Here is a 15,554-nt window from a genome sequence, read left to right as displayed (position 1 = left end):
ATGAATAGAAAAGATGAACATTTAAAATTAGCTCTAGAATACCATAAGGAAAACACATATTCAGATTTTGATAAACTTTCTTTTGTCCACCAAGTTTTTTCAGAAATCAATGTAGACGATGTTGACCTATCAACTGAAATAGCAGGTATAAAATTAGACCATCCTTTTTATATAAATGGTATGACTGGAGGGTCTGAACTTACAAAGAAATATAATCAAAAATTAGCCATATTAGCTCGAGAAACTAATACCTTTATGGGGGTAGGATCTTTATCAGCAGCTTTAAAAGATGAAAGTTTAGAAGATTCATTTACAATAACTAGGAAAGAAAATCCCCAAGGTAAAATATTTGCAAATTTAGGGGCTGATAAAAATTTGGAAGATACAAAGAAAGCTATTCAAATAATAGAAGCAGATGGTATACAAATCCATGTCAATGTTGCCCAAGAAATAGTAATGCCTGAAGGGGAAAGAGACTTCAGAGGTTGGATTAATAATATTAAAGAAATAATCGAAGGAGTAGGCAAGCCAGTTATAGTAAAAGAAGTTGGATTTGGTATGTCTAAGAAGGCTATTAAACAATTAATAGATATTGGAGCTAAGACCATAGACATATCTGGAACTGGTGGTACCAATTTTGCTCAAATAGAAAACTCTAGAAGAAGTAAAGATAAGTATGATTTCTTATTGAATTATGGAAATTCAACAGTAGCTTCTTTATTAGAAGCTCAAGATTATTTGTCAGATGTTCAAATAGTAGCATCAGCTGGTATTAGAAATTCAATGGATATCATTAAATCCTTATCATTGGGAGCATCTGCAGTCGCTATGGCAGGTAGGTTTATAAACTTAGTAGATAAGCATGATATAGAAGAAGCTATTCAAATAGTAGAGGAATGGAAGTACCAATTAAAATCAATAATGGCTTTATTAGGTGCGAAAAATATTGAAGAATTAAGAAAGACTGATATAATTGTCGGATCTGACCTTAAAGACTGGTGTGAAGCAAGAAATATTGACTATAAAAAATTAGCAAATAGAAATATATTTTAGTATAGAAAAACTCCGTAAAGCTTGAATGCTTTACGGAGTAAATTTTTATTATCTAACATATACGTCATACCAATTTGGTGAGCAGTTTCCACATCTGTCGTAAACTTTTCCTTGACCACCAAATGGAGTATTGATCACTGTTCCCTTTGGAATGCCATATCCAGCGGCTAAAACAATATATCCATTGCTATCAGCTACATATCCATTACCATTAACGTGTCTACCAGGTATTCTTAATCCACCACCAGGTAATACTGATTGTGAGTAGTATGTGAATTTATAACCACCCCATCTTACAACACCATTAAACTTAAATTGTCTTAGTGAATATAAAGCTGATGAACTTGAAGGACCACTTGCTGCTGGTCTAGCTTTTGTACCGACTTCAATTATCTTATCTACAGCTTCTTTTACAGTTTCTTTCTTCGCAAGTGTTCTATCATCTTCACCCTTATTTTCGTAAGTTTCTTTTACAAGACCATTTGAACCCTTTTGTACAACTTTGCTTTCGCCCTTGTACATAGAAGAATTATTTTTCTTTACTGTTTCAAAGTCGATTGATTTTTCAACAACTTCTTTTGAACCATAAACTGTAACTTGCTTCACTGGTTCTTCTATTATCTTAGTATCAACTTCCTTATCAGAGATTAATTCTCCATTGATAGAAGTTTTTTCTTTATTTACTACTTGCTTACCATCTTTACCTTCAGTTTTCACTTCAGTTTCACCATAAGCAAGGTCGAATGAATATTCTTTTTCTTCTTCAAATTCTACAATTTCTTCTACATCGTATTTTTCGATTTCAACATCATCATACTTAACTGCTAAGTTATCAATAATTTTAAATGTTCTACTTGGTGATACCAAGTCATTATCATCAGCAACTATACCTTGTTCCTTTAAGAAGTCTTCAACAGTATTTGTATAAGTGCTTACTTGGGTCATTGTACCCTTGTTTGTAAATTTAACTGTTTTTTCAGTGTTTGCAATAATTTCTAAATCATTTTTTACTTTATCATCTAAATTATTTTCAACCTCTAATTTTTCAAGGTCTAATCCTTCTTCCAATAAAGCTTCTCTAACAGTCTTACTTGAAGTTGTTACTTCTTTGATTTCATTGTTAATATTTAATGTGATTGTTTTTGGCATGGAAGCTAAAACAAATCCACTTGTGAAAACAAAAGCTATAACTGCTATAAAAGTAGCTATAAGTGTTTTGTTCTTTTTAATAAACATATATCTCCTCCAATTTCTTAACTTCCTATATATTAGAGTTTTTGAAATAATTTGTCAATATTTCTGTAATTATTTTGTAACTATTAGTAACTTTTAAATTAATTCATAATTACTGATTTTTAAACCTCGATGAAAGCTTGCAAATTAGCCAAATAAAAAAGACAAGCTATGAAAAGCTTGTCATAAAATATTACTTTTATTTAACAAATTACTATTTTACCATTATTTGCCTTTATATTTAATATTAAAATGTCCGAATTATCTCTGTCAAAATTCTTAATAATATTTAGATTAGGACCAATTTTACTATGTGAATTTATGGATTTGTTCTCAAATATAATAGGACGACTTTGGTCAATATTCGAAATTTTTACCATGGAATTAAAACCAGAAATAGATAAAGTCTTAGTCATTGAATTAATAGAACTGATATCTATACTTCCATTAGGATTGGTGATTTTTGTATTAACTGACTTTAATTCATCAAGTTCCAAGTTTGCGTTTAAGGCCTTTATAGCTAAATCATTTGTTGCAGTTTTGCTTTGCCTATAAGAACCATTTAGTAATTTGATATCTATTTTATGACTAGAGATATTATTAATATCAATAGGAGCATTTATATTTTCAACTTCCAACTCATTAGAAGTTATATTATAAATTTTTATATCATCATTTAGGCTTTTCACAAATAATGAATTTATAAAGTTCTTAGGAATTCTAATATCCAAGTTAATTTTAAAGTTTTTATGATTGGAAGATATATTATTTTTGAAGCTAAGGTCAAAGCTATTATTAGTATTTTTATAGCTATAAAAGTCTTTAACTTTATTTTCATATGATTTTTTATAAGCAAGATCTATATTAATTAAAATATTGTCTTCATCGTGGCCATATAAGTTGATAGGTCCATAAGGGTTATTTATTACAAAGTCTTTTTTATTATCAATTATTTCATCTATTGTATAAGATTCATTTAGGATAGGAGATTCGTCATCAGATTCTTCAATAAAACTTTCTTCAACATTTTCGAATTCTTCTGCCAATTTATCTTGAAAGTTATCCATAAAAACATTTAACTTTCCTAAAATATTTCCTACGGCTTGGGCTGATTTTTTTACAAAGCTATTAGAAGTATCTTCCCTTTCTTCTGTATTTTTTTCTGTTGTATCTTCTTGGTATGAATCTTGTTTTGTTTCATTATTTAAATCTTTATTATCTTTATCATCTTTAATTGCTTCTAATAGTTCTAAAGCTTCTTGGCTAGATATTTTCCCTTCATCTAACATATTTAATATTAAGAGTCTTTTATCATTCATGTTTGCCTCCGTAATTTTCTATATAACCATTATATAATATAGAAGATAAAAATGTCTTAATTATGTTATGATAGTTATATATTTTGAGGAGGATATGATGAATATAGTTATCGTAGGGGCTGGAAAAGTTGGTCAGGTCCTATGTCATGATTTAAGTCATGAAAATCATAATATTACATTAATAGAAATAAATTCAGATCTTTTAGAAGAAATGCTTAATGAACACGATATAAATGGTGTAGTAGGGAATGGCTCTTCCTATGAAATACAAGTAGAGGCAGGTGTTGAAAAGGCAGATATTTTCATTGCAGTAACAGACAATGATGAACTTAATTTGATAGCAGCAGTCTTAGCAAAAAATATTGGGGCAGAGACAACTATAGCCAGGGCTAGAAAAGAAGAGTACATATATCTAAATGGACCAGTTAGAAGGTCTCTAGGGATTAATTATATAGTTAATCCTGAATTAGAAGCTGCAGAATATATTAGAAGGCTAATCACTTTCCCACAAGCTATTTCTTATGAATCTTTTACAAGTAAAGATGAAGCTCCTATTGTGGAAATGAGAGTATCTCCTGATTCTAACTTAGTTGGTAAGATGCTTATACAATTTAGGAACTTATATAAAAATATACTTGTATGTGCAGTAGCAGATGGCGACAAAGTATTTATACCAAATGGTGATTATGCAATTAAATCGGGAGACCACTTATTTGTAATTGGCCCAATAGAAGAACTTTCTAAGTTGTTTTTAGAAAATAAACAGACTACAAAAGCCATCAAATCAATTTTTATAATTGGTGGAGGTTTGTTGTCTAGATATATTTTAAAAGTACTTAATGATACTAATATTAAAATAAAATTAGTTGAAAAAGATAGGGAAAAGGCTGAATACATTAGCTTAAATTTCCCAAAGGTTGAAGTTATAAATGATGATGGTACATCATCTAAAACACTTAAAGAACAAAGGGCTGATCAATATGATGCCTTATTTGCTCTTACAGGAATAGATGAAGAAAACATGATCGTTTCAATGGTAGCTCAAAAATATAATATTGGAAAAACTCTAACTAAAATATCTAGGACAGAATTAAATGACTTAGGTGACTTGATTGGACTTCAGTCGATTGTAACTCCAAAGAGGATAATTGCAGATAAGATACTGCAAAAAATTAGGGCCTTAGAAAATTCTCAAGGGTCCAATGTTGAGGCCTTATACAAAATGGCCAGTGACCAGGTTGAAGCTTTGGAGTTTATTGTTAAGGAAACTTCCAAGGTTACTGGTATTAAACTAAAAGATTTACCTATCAAAAATGGAAATCTTTTAGCCTTTATAAAAAGAAACAATGAAGTATTGTTCCCAAGTGGGGAAGATACAATAGAGGTATATGACAGGGTAATTTTAATTACTCAAAATGAAGGATTAAATGAATTGGATGAGATTTTACTATGAATATAAAAAAAGTAATTAAGACCATTTCAAGATTGCTATTGGTTGAAGCTTTGTTGATGCTTATTCCTTTAATAACAGCTTTTATATATAAAGAAAGTTCAACTGAAAAAATGGCTTTTGTATGGACTATACTTATATTATTAATAATAAATTTACCCTTGCAATTTATAAAAGTAGATTCGAAAAAACTATTCGCTAGTGAAGGATTTGTAATTGTTACAGGTACCTGGACTCTAATGTCGTTTTTTGGAGGCTTACCCTTGTACCTATCAGGACAATTTACTTCTCTAATTGATAGCTTCTTTGAGGTAGCATCTGGCTTTACAACTACAGGATCTTCAGTGTTGGCGGATGTTTCTGTACAGACTCCATCAATAATTATGTGGAAGGCCATGCAACAATTTATAGGTGGAATGGGAGTTTTAGTATTCGCCCTAGCCGTATTGCCAAGTGTAAGCAAGGAAGATATCCACTTGATGAAGGCAGAATCACCAGGACCAATATTTGGTAAATTACTATCTAGATTAAAAGATTCAGCAAGGATACTTTATACCATATATGCCTTACTTACATCAATATTGATCGTTGCCTTGGTATTGGCAGGTATGCCGTTATTTGATGCCATTACCCATGCCTTTGAAACAGCAGGTACTGGAGGATTTTCTATAAGAAATGGATCAGTTGCACACTATAACTCAGTCCTTATTGAAATGATAATAGGGCTTGGGATGCTAGCTTTTTCAATAAACTTTTCTCTTTATCACTTATTTTTAATTGGTAAAGCTAAAAACTTTTTTGATAATGAAGAATTAAAATGGTTTATAGGAATAGTGCTTTCAGCTATTTTGCTCATAACCATTAATATAAGCTCAGATTTGGGCGTATTACAAGCTTTAAGACATTCATTCTTTACAGTGTCTTCAACCATATCTACGACGGGGTTTTCTTCTAATGACTATACAACTTGGCCTTTATTTTCACAGATTATCATACTATCACTAATGGTAATTGGTGGAATGGCTGGTTCTACAGCAGGTGGATTAAAAGTAATCAGGGTATCAATGGCTAGCAAGTTGGCCTTGATTGAAATAAAGAAGCAAAGAAATCCTAAAAGAGTTATGAAAATGAGATACGACGGAAAGGTTGTGGAAGATAAGTATTTAAGGACACTTATAAACTACTTTAGCTTGTATGTTATAATTTTCTTTATTTTAATATTGAGTGTATCAATAGATTTACAAGACTTTATATCAGCCTTTTCAGCTGTAGCAACAACCTTTAACAACGTGGGACCAGGTCTTGGCAAAGTTGGACCGACATCTTCCTTTGCTATGCTCTCCAATTTTAACAAGATCTTATTATCTTTTGCTATGATAGCGGGGAGACTTGAAATATTCCCTATGATAATTTTATTTTCACCAGACACATGGAAGAAGGTATAGATGGAAAATATAATATTCGAAATATTTGATTTAGATGACAAGGGCAGAGGTGTAGCTAAAAAAGATGGCTTGGTTTATTTTGTTGACCAGGCTAAGCTTGGACAAAAAGTAGCAGTAGAAATTGTAAAAGAAAAGAAGAATTTCTGTGAAGCTATTATTAAAGATATTATAAAAGAATCTCCATATTTAACTTCTGATAATGTAGGAGAAGAAAATCTCTGTGGTGTTTATGAATTATATGATATTTCTTATGACAAACAGATAGAATTTAAGAAAGACAAGCTTATAAATCAGATAAATAGGATAGCTGGTGAAAATTTAGAAGATATAAAGTTTGTAGAAGCTGATAAAAAGCAAGGCTACAGAAACAAATTAGAATTAAAAGTTGATCCAAATGGTGATTTATCATATTTTTCAAGGTCTACAAATGACCATGTAAAAATCAACCAGTGTCTGATGAACACCAAAGAGATAAATGATATTGTACTTTTATTAAAAGATTTATTGAAACAACACGATATAAAGGGTTATGATCCAAGGACGAATAAAGGGCTTGTAAAAAATATAATCATAAGATCAACTTCTCTTGGGCAGACTATGCTTATCTTGGTCTACAACGAGAACTTTGACTTTTCAAAACTTGCAAAAGATTTGGAAGATAGTGGAAAAATAAATTCTTTTTATATAAGCAAAAACACCAAATCTAGAAACTATAAGATGCAAGATTTACAGCATATTTTTGGTGCTGAAAAGATACAAGAACAATTGGGGGATAAGACCTTTAATATTTCAGCCAAAGCTTTTATGCAAGTCAACAAGGATGTTTCCTATGACATCTATATGCAAGCCAAGGAATACTTGAAAGATATCAAACCTCAAATACTTCTAGACCTGTATAGTGGTATTTCTACCACTTCTATACTTTTTGCTGACCAAGTTGAAAAGATAATGTCTGTGGAGATCAACAAGGATGCAGTTCAAGATGCTAAAGAAAATGCAGCAATAAATAAGGTTGATAATATTGAATTTATAAATAAGCCTGCAGAAAAAGCTATAGAAGACCTTAAATTAAATAGGGAAAACACTACAGTTTTATTTGATCCACCAAGAAGAGGCTTAGATGAAAATATAATCTCTAAAATTGGTGATTCAAATATAGGAAATATTATTTATATATCTTGCAATCCAGCAAGCTTAGCCAGAGATATAAAAAGGTTTAAGAAATATGGGTATAAATTAATTGACATCATAGCTTATGATCAATTTGTAAATACACTAGAAATTGAAACTCTAGTAAGAATGAAAAGGAAGGTGAAAAGATGAATAAAGAATTAATAACTTATGATAAAGCAATTGAAACTATCAGAAAGTCTAATGATATTCAATTCATATATAAAAATAGTTTGTACAACCTAACCTTATTTTCTAGAAAATGGTATCTTGCAGCTACAGGAGAAGAAAACTTCACAAAAGAATTAGCAGATGGAAAAGATATAGATAAGCTAATAGATAAGTTAGATGAAATTTTGATAAAAGATAAAAAACTAAAAGAAATAATCAATGACCATTTATATGGTGAAGGTACATTGATTTTATTTGATAAGTACAAATAATAGTTTTAGGAGTTGTATAATGCATAAAAATTATATCTGGGACTTAGATGGTACGCTTTTTGATTCATATAAGGGCATAGTTGAAACTGCTTATCTATTAGCAAAAGAAAATGAACTTGAATTTTCTAAAGATGAAATATATAAGCAGGTTGTTGGTGACTCAGTAACTTCATATATAGAACAATTATCTGAATTAACAAAAAAGCAATATAAAGAATTAAAGTCCAGGTATTCTAAGATAAGAAAAGAAATAGAAAAAGATTTAACCAGTATCGATGGTGCCTATGAAGTCTTAGACGAACTAGCAAATAGAGGTGCCAAGCATTATGTATACACCCATAGGGGAGATACAAGCTATCCTTTATTGAAAAAGTTGGGTATGGATAAATTTTTCGAAGAAATAATTACCGCTGAAGAAGGATTTAAAAGAAAGCCTGATCCAGAGGCTTTGACTTATTTAATAGATAAATATGACATGGATAAAAACCAAACATATTATGTAGGAGACAGACACCTTGATGTGGAATGTGCCAAAAATGCAGGAATAAAGGCTATATTTTATATAGCAGAAGAAAGTTTTTTAGAATCCAAAGGTCAAGAAGATATATTGGTTTTCAGGCTTAAGGATATATTAAAATTTGATGAGTAAAACAGGCTTTGTATGAGCCTGTTTTATTTTGTTAACTTGTGAATTGGCGCAAAATTCAGGTGAAATTTAGATTTGAGCCAATCTCTTGGAAAAATATAGTGCAAATTTAGAAATAAGCTCATATTTGCGCCGTTTTCTATTTTTTCTCTTTGTGTAATAGCGCAAAACACAAGAAAGTTCTCGATTTGAGCCAATTTCTTGGTAAATTTTGGTGCATATTTGAAAATAAGGTTATATTTGCGCCGTTTTCTATTTTTCAATACTTGTGAAATGGCGCAAAATTCAGGAAAAATTTAGATTTGAGCCAGTTTATTGGTAAATTTTGGCGCATATTAGAAAAAAAGGTTATATTTGTGCCCTTTTCTATTTTTCAATACTTGTGAAATGGCGCAAAACACAAGAAAGTTCTCGATTTGAGCCAATTTCTCGGTAAATTATGGCGCATATTTCTAGATAATTATAAATTTGATTCAAAAAGCATTATTCATGTAAATAAATATCTTAATAAAAATTTACATAATAAAATAACGAAAAACTCATGTAAATAAAAATTCAAAGTAAATTTTACATGAACTTATAAAAATGAAGAGGCTGCCCATGGTGCAGTCTCTACTGATGTAAACTAAAATTTTATCTAACTTTAATAACAGAAGACTTTAATAGTAAGTTTCCAAAGCCATCTATCTTACCTTGGATATCATGACCATTAACTTCCTTGTCTAAAATTTGAATCCCTTTAACCTTGGATCCTCTTTTAATAGTATCTGAACCAAGTTTCAAGTCTTGACTTATAGTAGCTTCAGCGCCTTCATAAATTTCATTTCCTACCGAATCTCTTAAAATTAAAGCCTCATCCTCTGCCTTTAATGATTCTTCAGTCCATTCATAAAAGCACATAGGGCATACATATAAGTGTCCATCTTCATAGGTGTATGTTTCCCCACATTTAGGGCATTTTGGTAATGACATATAAAACTCCTTATAATTATATTCACTTCTAGTATACCATATACTAGATATATTGCTAATTCACTTATTTACACATTTCTAAAAAATATTTTTAGAATTATTCTAAATATGATAAACTAGTTTTAGTCAAAAATTAATATGTCCACGTAGCTCAGCTGGATAGAGCACCGCCCTCCTAAGGCGGGTGTCGGAGGTTCGAATCCTCTCGTGGACGCCATAAGTAAAGTTGCAAAATCTTGTTTAACAAATTTTGCAGCTTTTTTTATAATTTAGATAATTGGTCCTATCTTGTAAAATTTGATTGAGTACTTTAAGGCGAATTATGTAAATAAGTCCACAAAGTTTGTATTCTTTAGATATTTTTATTTCTCAAAATTTTTTTATGATTAATAAAAAAAGAACACCTACAGTTAGCCAAAAAAAATAGGGCCGACCTGGTGTTCTTAGATAGCTATCTAGATATATTATATTTTAAAATTATAAAATTAGCAAAAAATATCAAAAGTTACAAAATAAAATAAATGTTAAAATAGTACTTTACATTTCTCATTATAATCTTGTAAAATTCAAATAGGATATTGGCGAAGAATATCTGCCGTTCACGTGGCAAAAGCTTGAAGAGGTAGGGACAGGCAGTCCTACATATCCTAAAAATTATAAAAGTACATCTAAATCTAATAATTTGTAAGACATAGATGTACTTTTTATCTATTTAATCAAAAAGAAAATAAAGGCGACTGAGACCCAGTCCATAGAGATTACTCCCATTGGCATTTGATTGAGGCCACAATCACCTTTATTTTCATCTTTACTATACTGAATATAAATAACTTTGTCAAAACTTATAAAATAAACAAAACAATATAAAGTTCAAAACACTAGCAAAAAAAAAGTAAATATAATATAATGGTAATGACAAGTTAGAGATTTCTCATTTGTAAAATATAGGAGGACTTATGAAAATTTCAGAAAAGAAATTTGCACACCTAGAACAATTATCAGATAAAAACAATGTGATTGCAGCTTTAGCTATTGACCAAAGAGGATCAATGGAAAAGATGTTTTCAAAATTACAAGGTGAAGACCAAGCAAAGGCTATTAGTAGATATAAGGCTTTGGTTGCTGAAGAGTTAACCAAGTATGCTTCATCAATCCTTTTAGACCCAATTTATGGTTTAGAAGCTATTGACCATATTGACAAGGATGCAGGACTTTTAATGTCGTATGAAGTAACAGGTTTTAGAGATGACCACAGAAGATTAGACTTAATCGAAGGCCTATCAGTACGTAGAATCAAAGAAATGGGAGCTGATGCTGTAAAAATTCTTTTATACTATGATGTGGATGACTGCGATAAAAACAATGACATCAAAAAAGCAGCAGTAGAAAGAGTTGGGGACGAATGTGATGCCCAAGATATTCCATACTTCTTAGAAATTTTAACTTATGATAACAAGATTACTGACAAAAAAGAATTTGCTAAAGTTAAGGCTAGAAAAGTTAATGAAGCAATGAGAGAATTTTCAAAACCACAATACAAGATTGATGTATTGAAAATGGAAGTTCCTATAGATCCTTACTACACAGAAGGATTTACAGATGGTGAATTTGTAACAAGCAAGGAAGAAGCTAAACAAGCATTCTTAGACCAAACAAATGCAAGCCACCTACCATATATCTTCTTATCAGCAGGGGTTCCAATGGATATGTTTACAGAAACATTGAGATTTGCTAAAGAAGCTGGAGCAGAATTCCACGGGGTATTATGTGGTAGAGCTACATGGAAAGATGGCGTAGATATCTTTATTGAAGACCAAGATAAAGGTTTAGAATGGCTACAAACACAAGGTAAAGAAAATATTTTAAGCTTAAACAAAGTAATTGAAGAAGTTTCAACACCTTGGACAAGTAGGTTAGAAAAATAATTAAATAAGAGCCTGCCGCAAAATCTTTATATTTTGTGGCAGTTTTTTAACTTAAGAATGTTATAATTTATATATGATTATCACATTATAAGTTAGAAAGGGAGTAGATGAAAACAATACAAACTGTAGATATAGATAAAAAAATAGATATATGGGAAAAACCAGCAGGCTATTCTGAAAAATCCAAGCTAGACTATATGGATATAGATTATTCATACAATAGGTATGATGCAACAGTCCAATATGCTAGGGCGATAACCAATACAGAATATGTTGATATTTCAAGGCTAGGGGATACCTTCACCTACTTACATGAAATAAAGGGTGGCTATGAAAATGAAGAATTCACAGATATTCCTTATCTTATTCCTTATCCAGTTGAAGGCTCAAAAGAAGCTGTTATAGTCTTATCTGGTGGAGGCTTTGCCTATAAGACTATTGACGGGTCTGTTTCAGGAGGGAAGGCTATAGCTTCTAGACTTAATAAGGCTGGGATATCAGCATTCTTACTTCACTATAGGACAAATCCATATAAGTTTCCTATACCAATGCTAGATACCCAAAGGGCTGTAAGATTTTTAAGATACCACAAGGATGAATATGGTATTGATGAAGATAAGATATATTTGATGGGTTTTTCTGCAGGAGCTTATGCAGTAGGAGCCTTTGTAAATCAATACATGGGTAAAAATAATTTTCCTACTGACTATAAAATTGATGAAATTGATGGAGTAGATGATTCAGTAAATAAGGCTGCATTTATTTATCCTCAATTGACTTTCAATTACCATTTACCAATGCTTTCATCTATATTGGAAAAAGAAAAAATTGATAGTCCAAAAAAGAGAGCGAGTGTATTAAAAGACTTGGATTTAAAAGAGCATATAAGCAATACCTATGTATGGCAATTTATAGCTTATTCAAATAAGGACCATACTATTCCACAAGAGTCGGTAGAAGACTATATCAAAGCTGCCAAAGATGAGGGAGTGAATATGACTAGGATATTTATTCCTGACCAAGACCATGGTTTTTCAGATGACTTATATCTAGAAGAAATAGTAGCATGGCTTAAGTTTTAAAAAGCTTGCTATGTTTGTGAAAAGGTTTATAATAGATAGGTAAAGGTATTTACAAATTAATTATATAAAGGGAGAATATAATGAGCAAAATAGTTGTAGTAGGTGCTAACCATGCAGGTACAGCAGCAGTTAGGACTATATTAGATAAAAATGCTGGCCACGAAGTAGTTATATATGATAGAAATAGCAATATTTCATTCTTAGGTTGTGGTATGGCATTATGGATAGGAAATCAAATTTCTAAACCAGATGGACTTTTCTATGCAAGCAAGGAAGAATTTGAATCCAAGGGTGCAAAAGTCTATATGGAAACAGCAGTTGAAAGAGTAGATTTCGAAAACAAAAAGATTTATGCGAAAACTAAAGATGGCGAAGAAATTGTTGATACATACGATAAAATAATTTTATCAACAGGTTCAGAACCAATAATTCCAAATATTCCAGGACATGAATTAGAAAATGTAATGCAAGTTAAGTTATATCAAGATGCCCAAGCTGTAATTGAAAAAATAAAAGATAAAGACGTGAAAAATGTTACAGTTGTTGGTGCAGGTTATATAGGTGTTGAATTAGCAGAAGCCTTTGAAAGACATGGTAAAAATACCACTTTAGTAGATATGGCTGACACTGTATTATCAACTTATTATGATGAAGAATTTACAGATTTAATGAAAGAAAACTTATCTAAACACAATATAAATCTTGAATTAGGACAATCAGTACAAGAAATTAAAGGTGAAAATGGTAAAGTTACATCAATAGTTACAAATGAAAAAGAAATCGATACTGATTTAGTTGTCTTATGTATTGGATTTAAGCCAAATACAGTAATAGGTAAAGACCAACTAGAAACATTCAGAAATGGTGCTTACCTAGTAAATAAAAAACAAGAAACAAGCATTAAAGACGTTTACGCTATTGGTGACTGTGCTACAGTTTATGACAATACAATTGATGCTCCAAACTACATTGCTCTTGCATCAAATGCTGCAAGAAGTGGTATCGTAGGTGGTAGCAATGCTGCAGGTGTAGAATTAGAATCAAATGGTGTACAAGGTTCAAATGGTATTTCAATCTACGGATTAAATATGGTTTCAACAGGTATTACCCTTAAAAAAGCAGCTGCTTTAGGTATTGAAGTTGGACACACAGACTTTGAAGATACACAAAAACCAGGATTTATTGAAACAACAAATCCAACAGTAAAAATCAGAATTGTTTATGATAAGAAGACAAGAGTTATCTTAGGTGCACAAATGGCATCAGAATATGATATGTCAATGGGTATTCACTTATTCTCATTAGCTATCCAAGAAAAGGTAACAATAGATAAATTAGCTTTAACTGATTTATTCTTCTTACCACACTTCAACCAACCATACAATTACATTACAATGGCTGCAATATCAGCAGAATAATAGAAGATAAAAAAAGTAGGATGTTTGAGATAATCTCATATCCTACTTTTTTTTTGAGAGGCTGCATAAAATAGACTTTCAAATAGTAGGTAAATTATTGACGATAAAATAACAAAGATTTATAATTAAGTTAATAATACAATGCTTAATTATCAAAGATTATTATAGTAATACTTTAATATAAGAAGGAGGTAAGGATGAGAAAAAAAGTTATATTTTTATTGGCTTTACTATGTTTATTACTTTTACCAGCCTGCTCAAAAAGTAATATATCCCAAATAGATGAAGTTTATGAGAAAAAGTACGAGTATGCCTATGATAAAATTCCTTGGGAAAATTATGACTTAGATACTAAATTAGTAGATAAACTCAATGATATGGAACTCGCTTATGCATTTTTTAACTATCCTTTATTAAAAGATATTCCACTTTCTTCTAATTCTGAAGTAGTTCCTCCTAGAATTAGTCAATTAAAGATAATGAACAAATTGCAAGAAAAAAAAGATCCTCTATCAATTTTAATCAATTACTATAACAAAGAATTGGGTGATTTAAGGGAAGCTGATAAGAATTATCAGAAAAAATCTGATTCTAAGCTTATTTTAGATTCAATAAAAAATTATAATATTTTCAAATCTAAAGCTAGCAAGGAAACAAAAGAAAAATTAGAAACTATTATTTCTAAATAAGTTTTTGATGAATTTCCAGACCTAGTCTAACAAAGTAAAATGAAACTCTTCACTGCAGAAGTGACTTTAACATACAAGATACTCAATTTAAAAATGGTTCAATAATTTTCTTAGAAATTATTTCAAGGAAAATTGTTGAACCATTTATTTTTATTTTTTCTCATAAACTACATATTTATAGCTAATATTATCTTCATTTTTATGACTTTTACTTTCAGAAATTACTGTATAGTCATCTGGATCAAATCTTGGGAAGAAACTATCTGCTAGAGCAGGAAAGTTTTCTTCTATTTCAGTTACATAAAGTCTCTTAGCATGGTTTATAAATTGACTATAAACATTGTCTCCACCGACTATAAAAATTAATTCTTCTGGGTGGTTTTCAGCATAATCCAGTACTTCTTCCTTTGAATTCATAGTATAGGCATTTTCGAATTTTTCATTTGACCTAGTCAATACTATATTTTTTCTATTTGGAAGAGGCTTCTTATTAAAAGTATGGTAGGTCCTTCTCCCGCAAACAATAGTATGGCCATCTGTTGTTTCTTTAAAATATTTCAATTCTTCTGGTAGATGGTAAAGCATTTGTCCATCAATACCGATTGCCCTAGATTTCTCAGTGGCTGCAACTATCATATAAATATTGTTATACATTTATTCCTCCTATACTTATTAGCTAAATATTGTTTTATAAATTAAGTATACCCAA

14 protein-coding genes and 1 tRNA gene are annotated in these 15,554 nt (G+C 30.5%); 11 read left to right on the top strand and 4 right to left on the bottom strand.

Annotated features, from left to right (window positions below; genetic code table 11):
• Positions 1–1,053, top strand: coding sequence for a type 2 isopentenyl-diphosphate Delta-isomerase (gene fni, locus C4Q29_RS02005; RefSeq protein ID WP_103981162.1), 1,053 nt, complete (start codon positions 1–3; stop codon positions 1,051–1,053).
• A 48-nt stretch (positions 1,054–1,101) separates the two neighbouring features.
• Here fni and C4Q29_RS02000 read toward each other — a convergent pair whose 3' ends face one another.
• The gene (locus C4Q29_RS02000; protein WP_103981161.1) at positions 1,102–2,289 is read right to left on the bottom strand and encodes a G5 domain-containing protein; all 1,188 of its coding nucleotides are present in this window, start codon (positions 2,287–2,289) and stop codon (positions 1,102–1,104) included.
• Between the two features lie 200 nt (positions 2,290–2,489).
• Complete coding sequence (locus C4Q29_RS01995) at positions 2,490–3,605, bottom strand: SHOCT-like domain-containing protein (protein WP_103981160.1); 1,116 nt, start codon at positions 3,603–3,605, stop codon at positions 2,490–2,492.
• A gap of 97 nt (positions 3,606–3,702) precedes the next feature.
• Here C4Q29_RS01995 and trkA point away from each other — a divergent pair, with 97 nt between their 5' ends.
• From trkA to C4Q29_RS01970, 5 genes are read left to right on the top strand one after another with little or no spacing between them, the layout of a single operon-like run.
• Positions 3,703–5,058 carry a Trk system potassium transporter TrkA gene (gene trkA, locus C4Q29_RS01990; protein ID WP_159459187.1) on the top strand — a complete coding sequence of 452 codons (1,356 nt, stop codon included), beginning with the start codon at positions 3,703–3,705 and terminating at the stop codon, positions 5,056–5,058.
• The gene (locus tag C4Q29_RS01985; protein WP_103981158.1) at positions 5,055–6,500 is read left to right on the top strand and encodes a TrkH family potassium uptake protein; all 1,446 of its coding nucleotides are present in this window, start codon (positions 5,055–5,057) and stop codon (positions 6,498–6,500) included. Before trkA ends, C4Q29_RS01985 begins: the two co-directional genes overlap by 4 nt.
• Positions 6,501–7,823 (top strand): 23S rRNA (uracil(1939)-C(5))-methyltransferase RlmD, encoded by a 1,323-nt coding sequence (gene rlmD / locus C4Q29_RS01980; RefSeq protein ID WP_103981157.1) that lies wholly within the window; start codon positions 6,501–6,503, stop codon positions 7,821–7,823.
• Positions 7,820–8,113: a hypothetical protein gene (locus tag C4Q29_RS01975; protein ID WP_103981156.1), complete on the top strand. Its 294-nt coding sequence runs from the start codon at positions 7,820–7,822 to the stop codon at positions 8,111–8,113. The genes rlmD and C4Q29_RS01975 overlap by 4 nt, the downstream gene beginning before the upstream one ends.
• A 19-nt stretch (positions 8,114–8,132) precedes the next feature.
• Positions 8,133–8,762, top strand: a complete 630-nt coding sequence (locus C4Q29_RS01970) for an HAD-IA family hydrolase (protein WP_103981155.1) — start codon at positions 8,133–8,135, stop codon at positions 8,760–8,762.
• 630 nt (positions 8,763–9,392) lie between these two features.
• Here the strand turns inward: C4Q29_RS01970 and C4Q29_RS01965 are convergent.
• Positions 9,393–9,731, bottom strand: a complete 339-nt coding sequence (locus tag C4Q29_RS01965; RefSeq protein ID WP_103981154.1) for a zinc ribbon domain-containing protein YjdM — start codon at positions 9,729–9,731, stop codon at positions 9,393–9,395.
• Positions 9,732–9,871: 140 nt separating this feature from the next.
• On the opposite strand from C4Q29_RS01965, the gene C4Q29_RS01960 reads away from it, so the two are divergent.
• From C4Q29_RS01960 to C4Q29_RS01940, 5 genes are all read left to right on the top strand, one after another.
• Positions 9,872–9,948 (top strand) — tRNA-Arg (locus tag C4Q29_RS01960).
• A gap of 739 nt (positions 9,949–10,687) precedes the next feature.
• Positions 10,688–11,656, top strand: a complete 969-nt coding sequence (locus C4Q29_RS01955) for a tagatose 1,6-diphosphate aldolase (RefSeq protein WP_103981153.1) — start codon at positions 10,688–10,690, stop codon at positions 11,654–11,656.
• A gap of 107 nt (positions 11,657–11,763) precedes the next feature.
• Positions 11,764–12,738, top strand: a complete 975-nt coding sequence (locus C4Q29_RS01950) for an alpha/beta hydrolase (RefSeq protein WP_103981152.1) — start codon at positions 11,764–11,766, stop codon at positions 12,736–12,738.
• Between the two features lie 80 nt (positions 12,739–12,818).
• Positions 12,819–14,156, top strand: coding sequence for a H2O-forming NADH oxidase (gene nox, locus C4Q29_RS01945; protein ID WP_103981151.1), 1,338 nt, complete (start codon positions 12,819–12,821; stop codon positions 14,154–14,156).
• A gap of 197 nt (positions 14,157–14,353) precedes the next feature.
• On the top strand, positions 14,354–14,845 hold the full coding sequence (locus C4Q29_RS01940) for a hypothetical protein (RefSeq protein WP_103981150.1): 492 nt from the start codon (positions 14,354–14,356) through the stop codon (positions 14,843–14,845).
• A 150-nt stretch (positions 14,846–14,995) separates the two neighbouring features.
• On the opposite strand, the gene C4Q29_RS01935 is transcribed toward C4Q29_RS01940, so the two are convergent.
• A complete protein-coding gene (locus tag C4Q29_RS01935) occupies positions 14,996–15,499 on the bottom strand; it encodes a dihydrofolate reductase (RefSeq protein WP_103981149.1) in 504 nt (167 codons plus the stop codon).
• Positions 15,500–15,554 lie beyond the last annotated feature (55 nt).

Origin of the sequence: Helcococcus massiliensis, from assembly GCF_900258485.1 — a bacterium.
In the GTDB taxonomy this organism is placed as follows: Bacteria; Bacillota; Clostridia; order Tissierellales; family Peptoniphilaceae; genus Helcococcus; species Helcococcus massiliensis.
The sequence above is the reverse complement of the archived record's forward strand: the minus strand, read 5'-3'. Positions and strand labels throughout refer to the sequence as shown.

Excerpts from the sequence above, each read along its gene's own strand:
- C4Q29_RS01995 (WP_103981160.1), bottom strand. The coding sequence starts at position 3,605 with ATGAATGATAAAAGACTCTTAATATTAAATATGTTAGATGAAGGGAAA.
- fni (WP_103981162.1), top strand. The coding sequence starts at position 1 with ATGAATAGAAAAGATGAACATTTAAAATTAGCTCTAGAATACCATAAG.
- C4Q29_RS01940 (WP_103981150.1), top strand. The coding sequence starts at position 14,354 with ATGAGAAAAAAAGTTATATTTTTATTGGCTTTACTATGTTTATTACTT.
- C4Q29_RS01935 (WP_103981149.1), bottom strand. The coding sequence starts at position 15,499 with ATGTATAACAATATTTATATGATAGTTGCAGCCACTGAGAAATCTAGG.
- C4Q29_RS01975 (WP_103981156.1), top strand. The coding sequence starts at position 7,820 with ATGAATAAAGAATTAATAACTTATGATAAAGCAATTGAAACTATCAGA.
- C4Q29_RS02000 (WP_103981161.1), bottom strand. The coding sequence starts at position 2,289 with ATGTTTATTAAAAAGAACAAAACACTTATAGCTACTTTTATAGCAGTT.
- C4Q29_RS01970 (WP_103981155.1), top strand. The coding sequence starts at position 8,133 with ATGCATAAAAATTATATCTGGGACTTAGATGGTACGCTTTTTGATTCA.
- nox (WP_103981151.1), top strand. The coding sequence starts at position 12,819 with ATGAGCAAAATAGTTGTAGTAGGTGCTAACCATGCAGGTACAGCAGCA.
- rlmD (WP_103981157.1), top strand. The coding sequence starts at position 6,501 with ATGGAAAATATAATATTCGAAATATTTGATTTAGATGACAAGGGCAGA.
- C4Q29_RS01985 (WP_103981158.1), top strand. The coding sequence starts at position 5,055 with ATGAATATAAAAAAAGTAATTAAGACCATTTCAAGATTGCTATTGGTT.
- trkA (WP_159459187.1), top strand. The coding sequence starts at position 3,703 with ATGAATATAGTTATCGTAGGGGCTGGAAAAGTTGGTCAGGTCCTATGT.
- C4Q29_RS01955 (WP_103981153.1), top strand. The coding sequence starts at position 10,688 with ATGAAAATTTCAGAAAAGAAATTTGCACACCTAGAACAATTATCAGAT.
- C4Q29_RS01950 (WP_103981152.1), top strand. The coding sequence starts at position 11,764 with ATGAAAACAATACAAACTGTAGATATAGATAAAAAAATAGATATATGG.
- C4Q29_RS01965 (WP_103981154.1), bottom strand. The coding sequence starts at position 9,731 with ATGTCATTACCAAAATGCCCTAAATGTGGGGAAACATACACCTATGAA.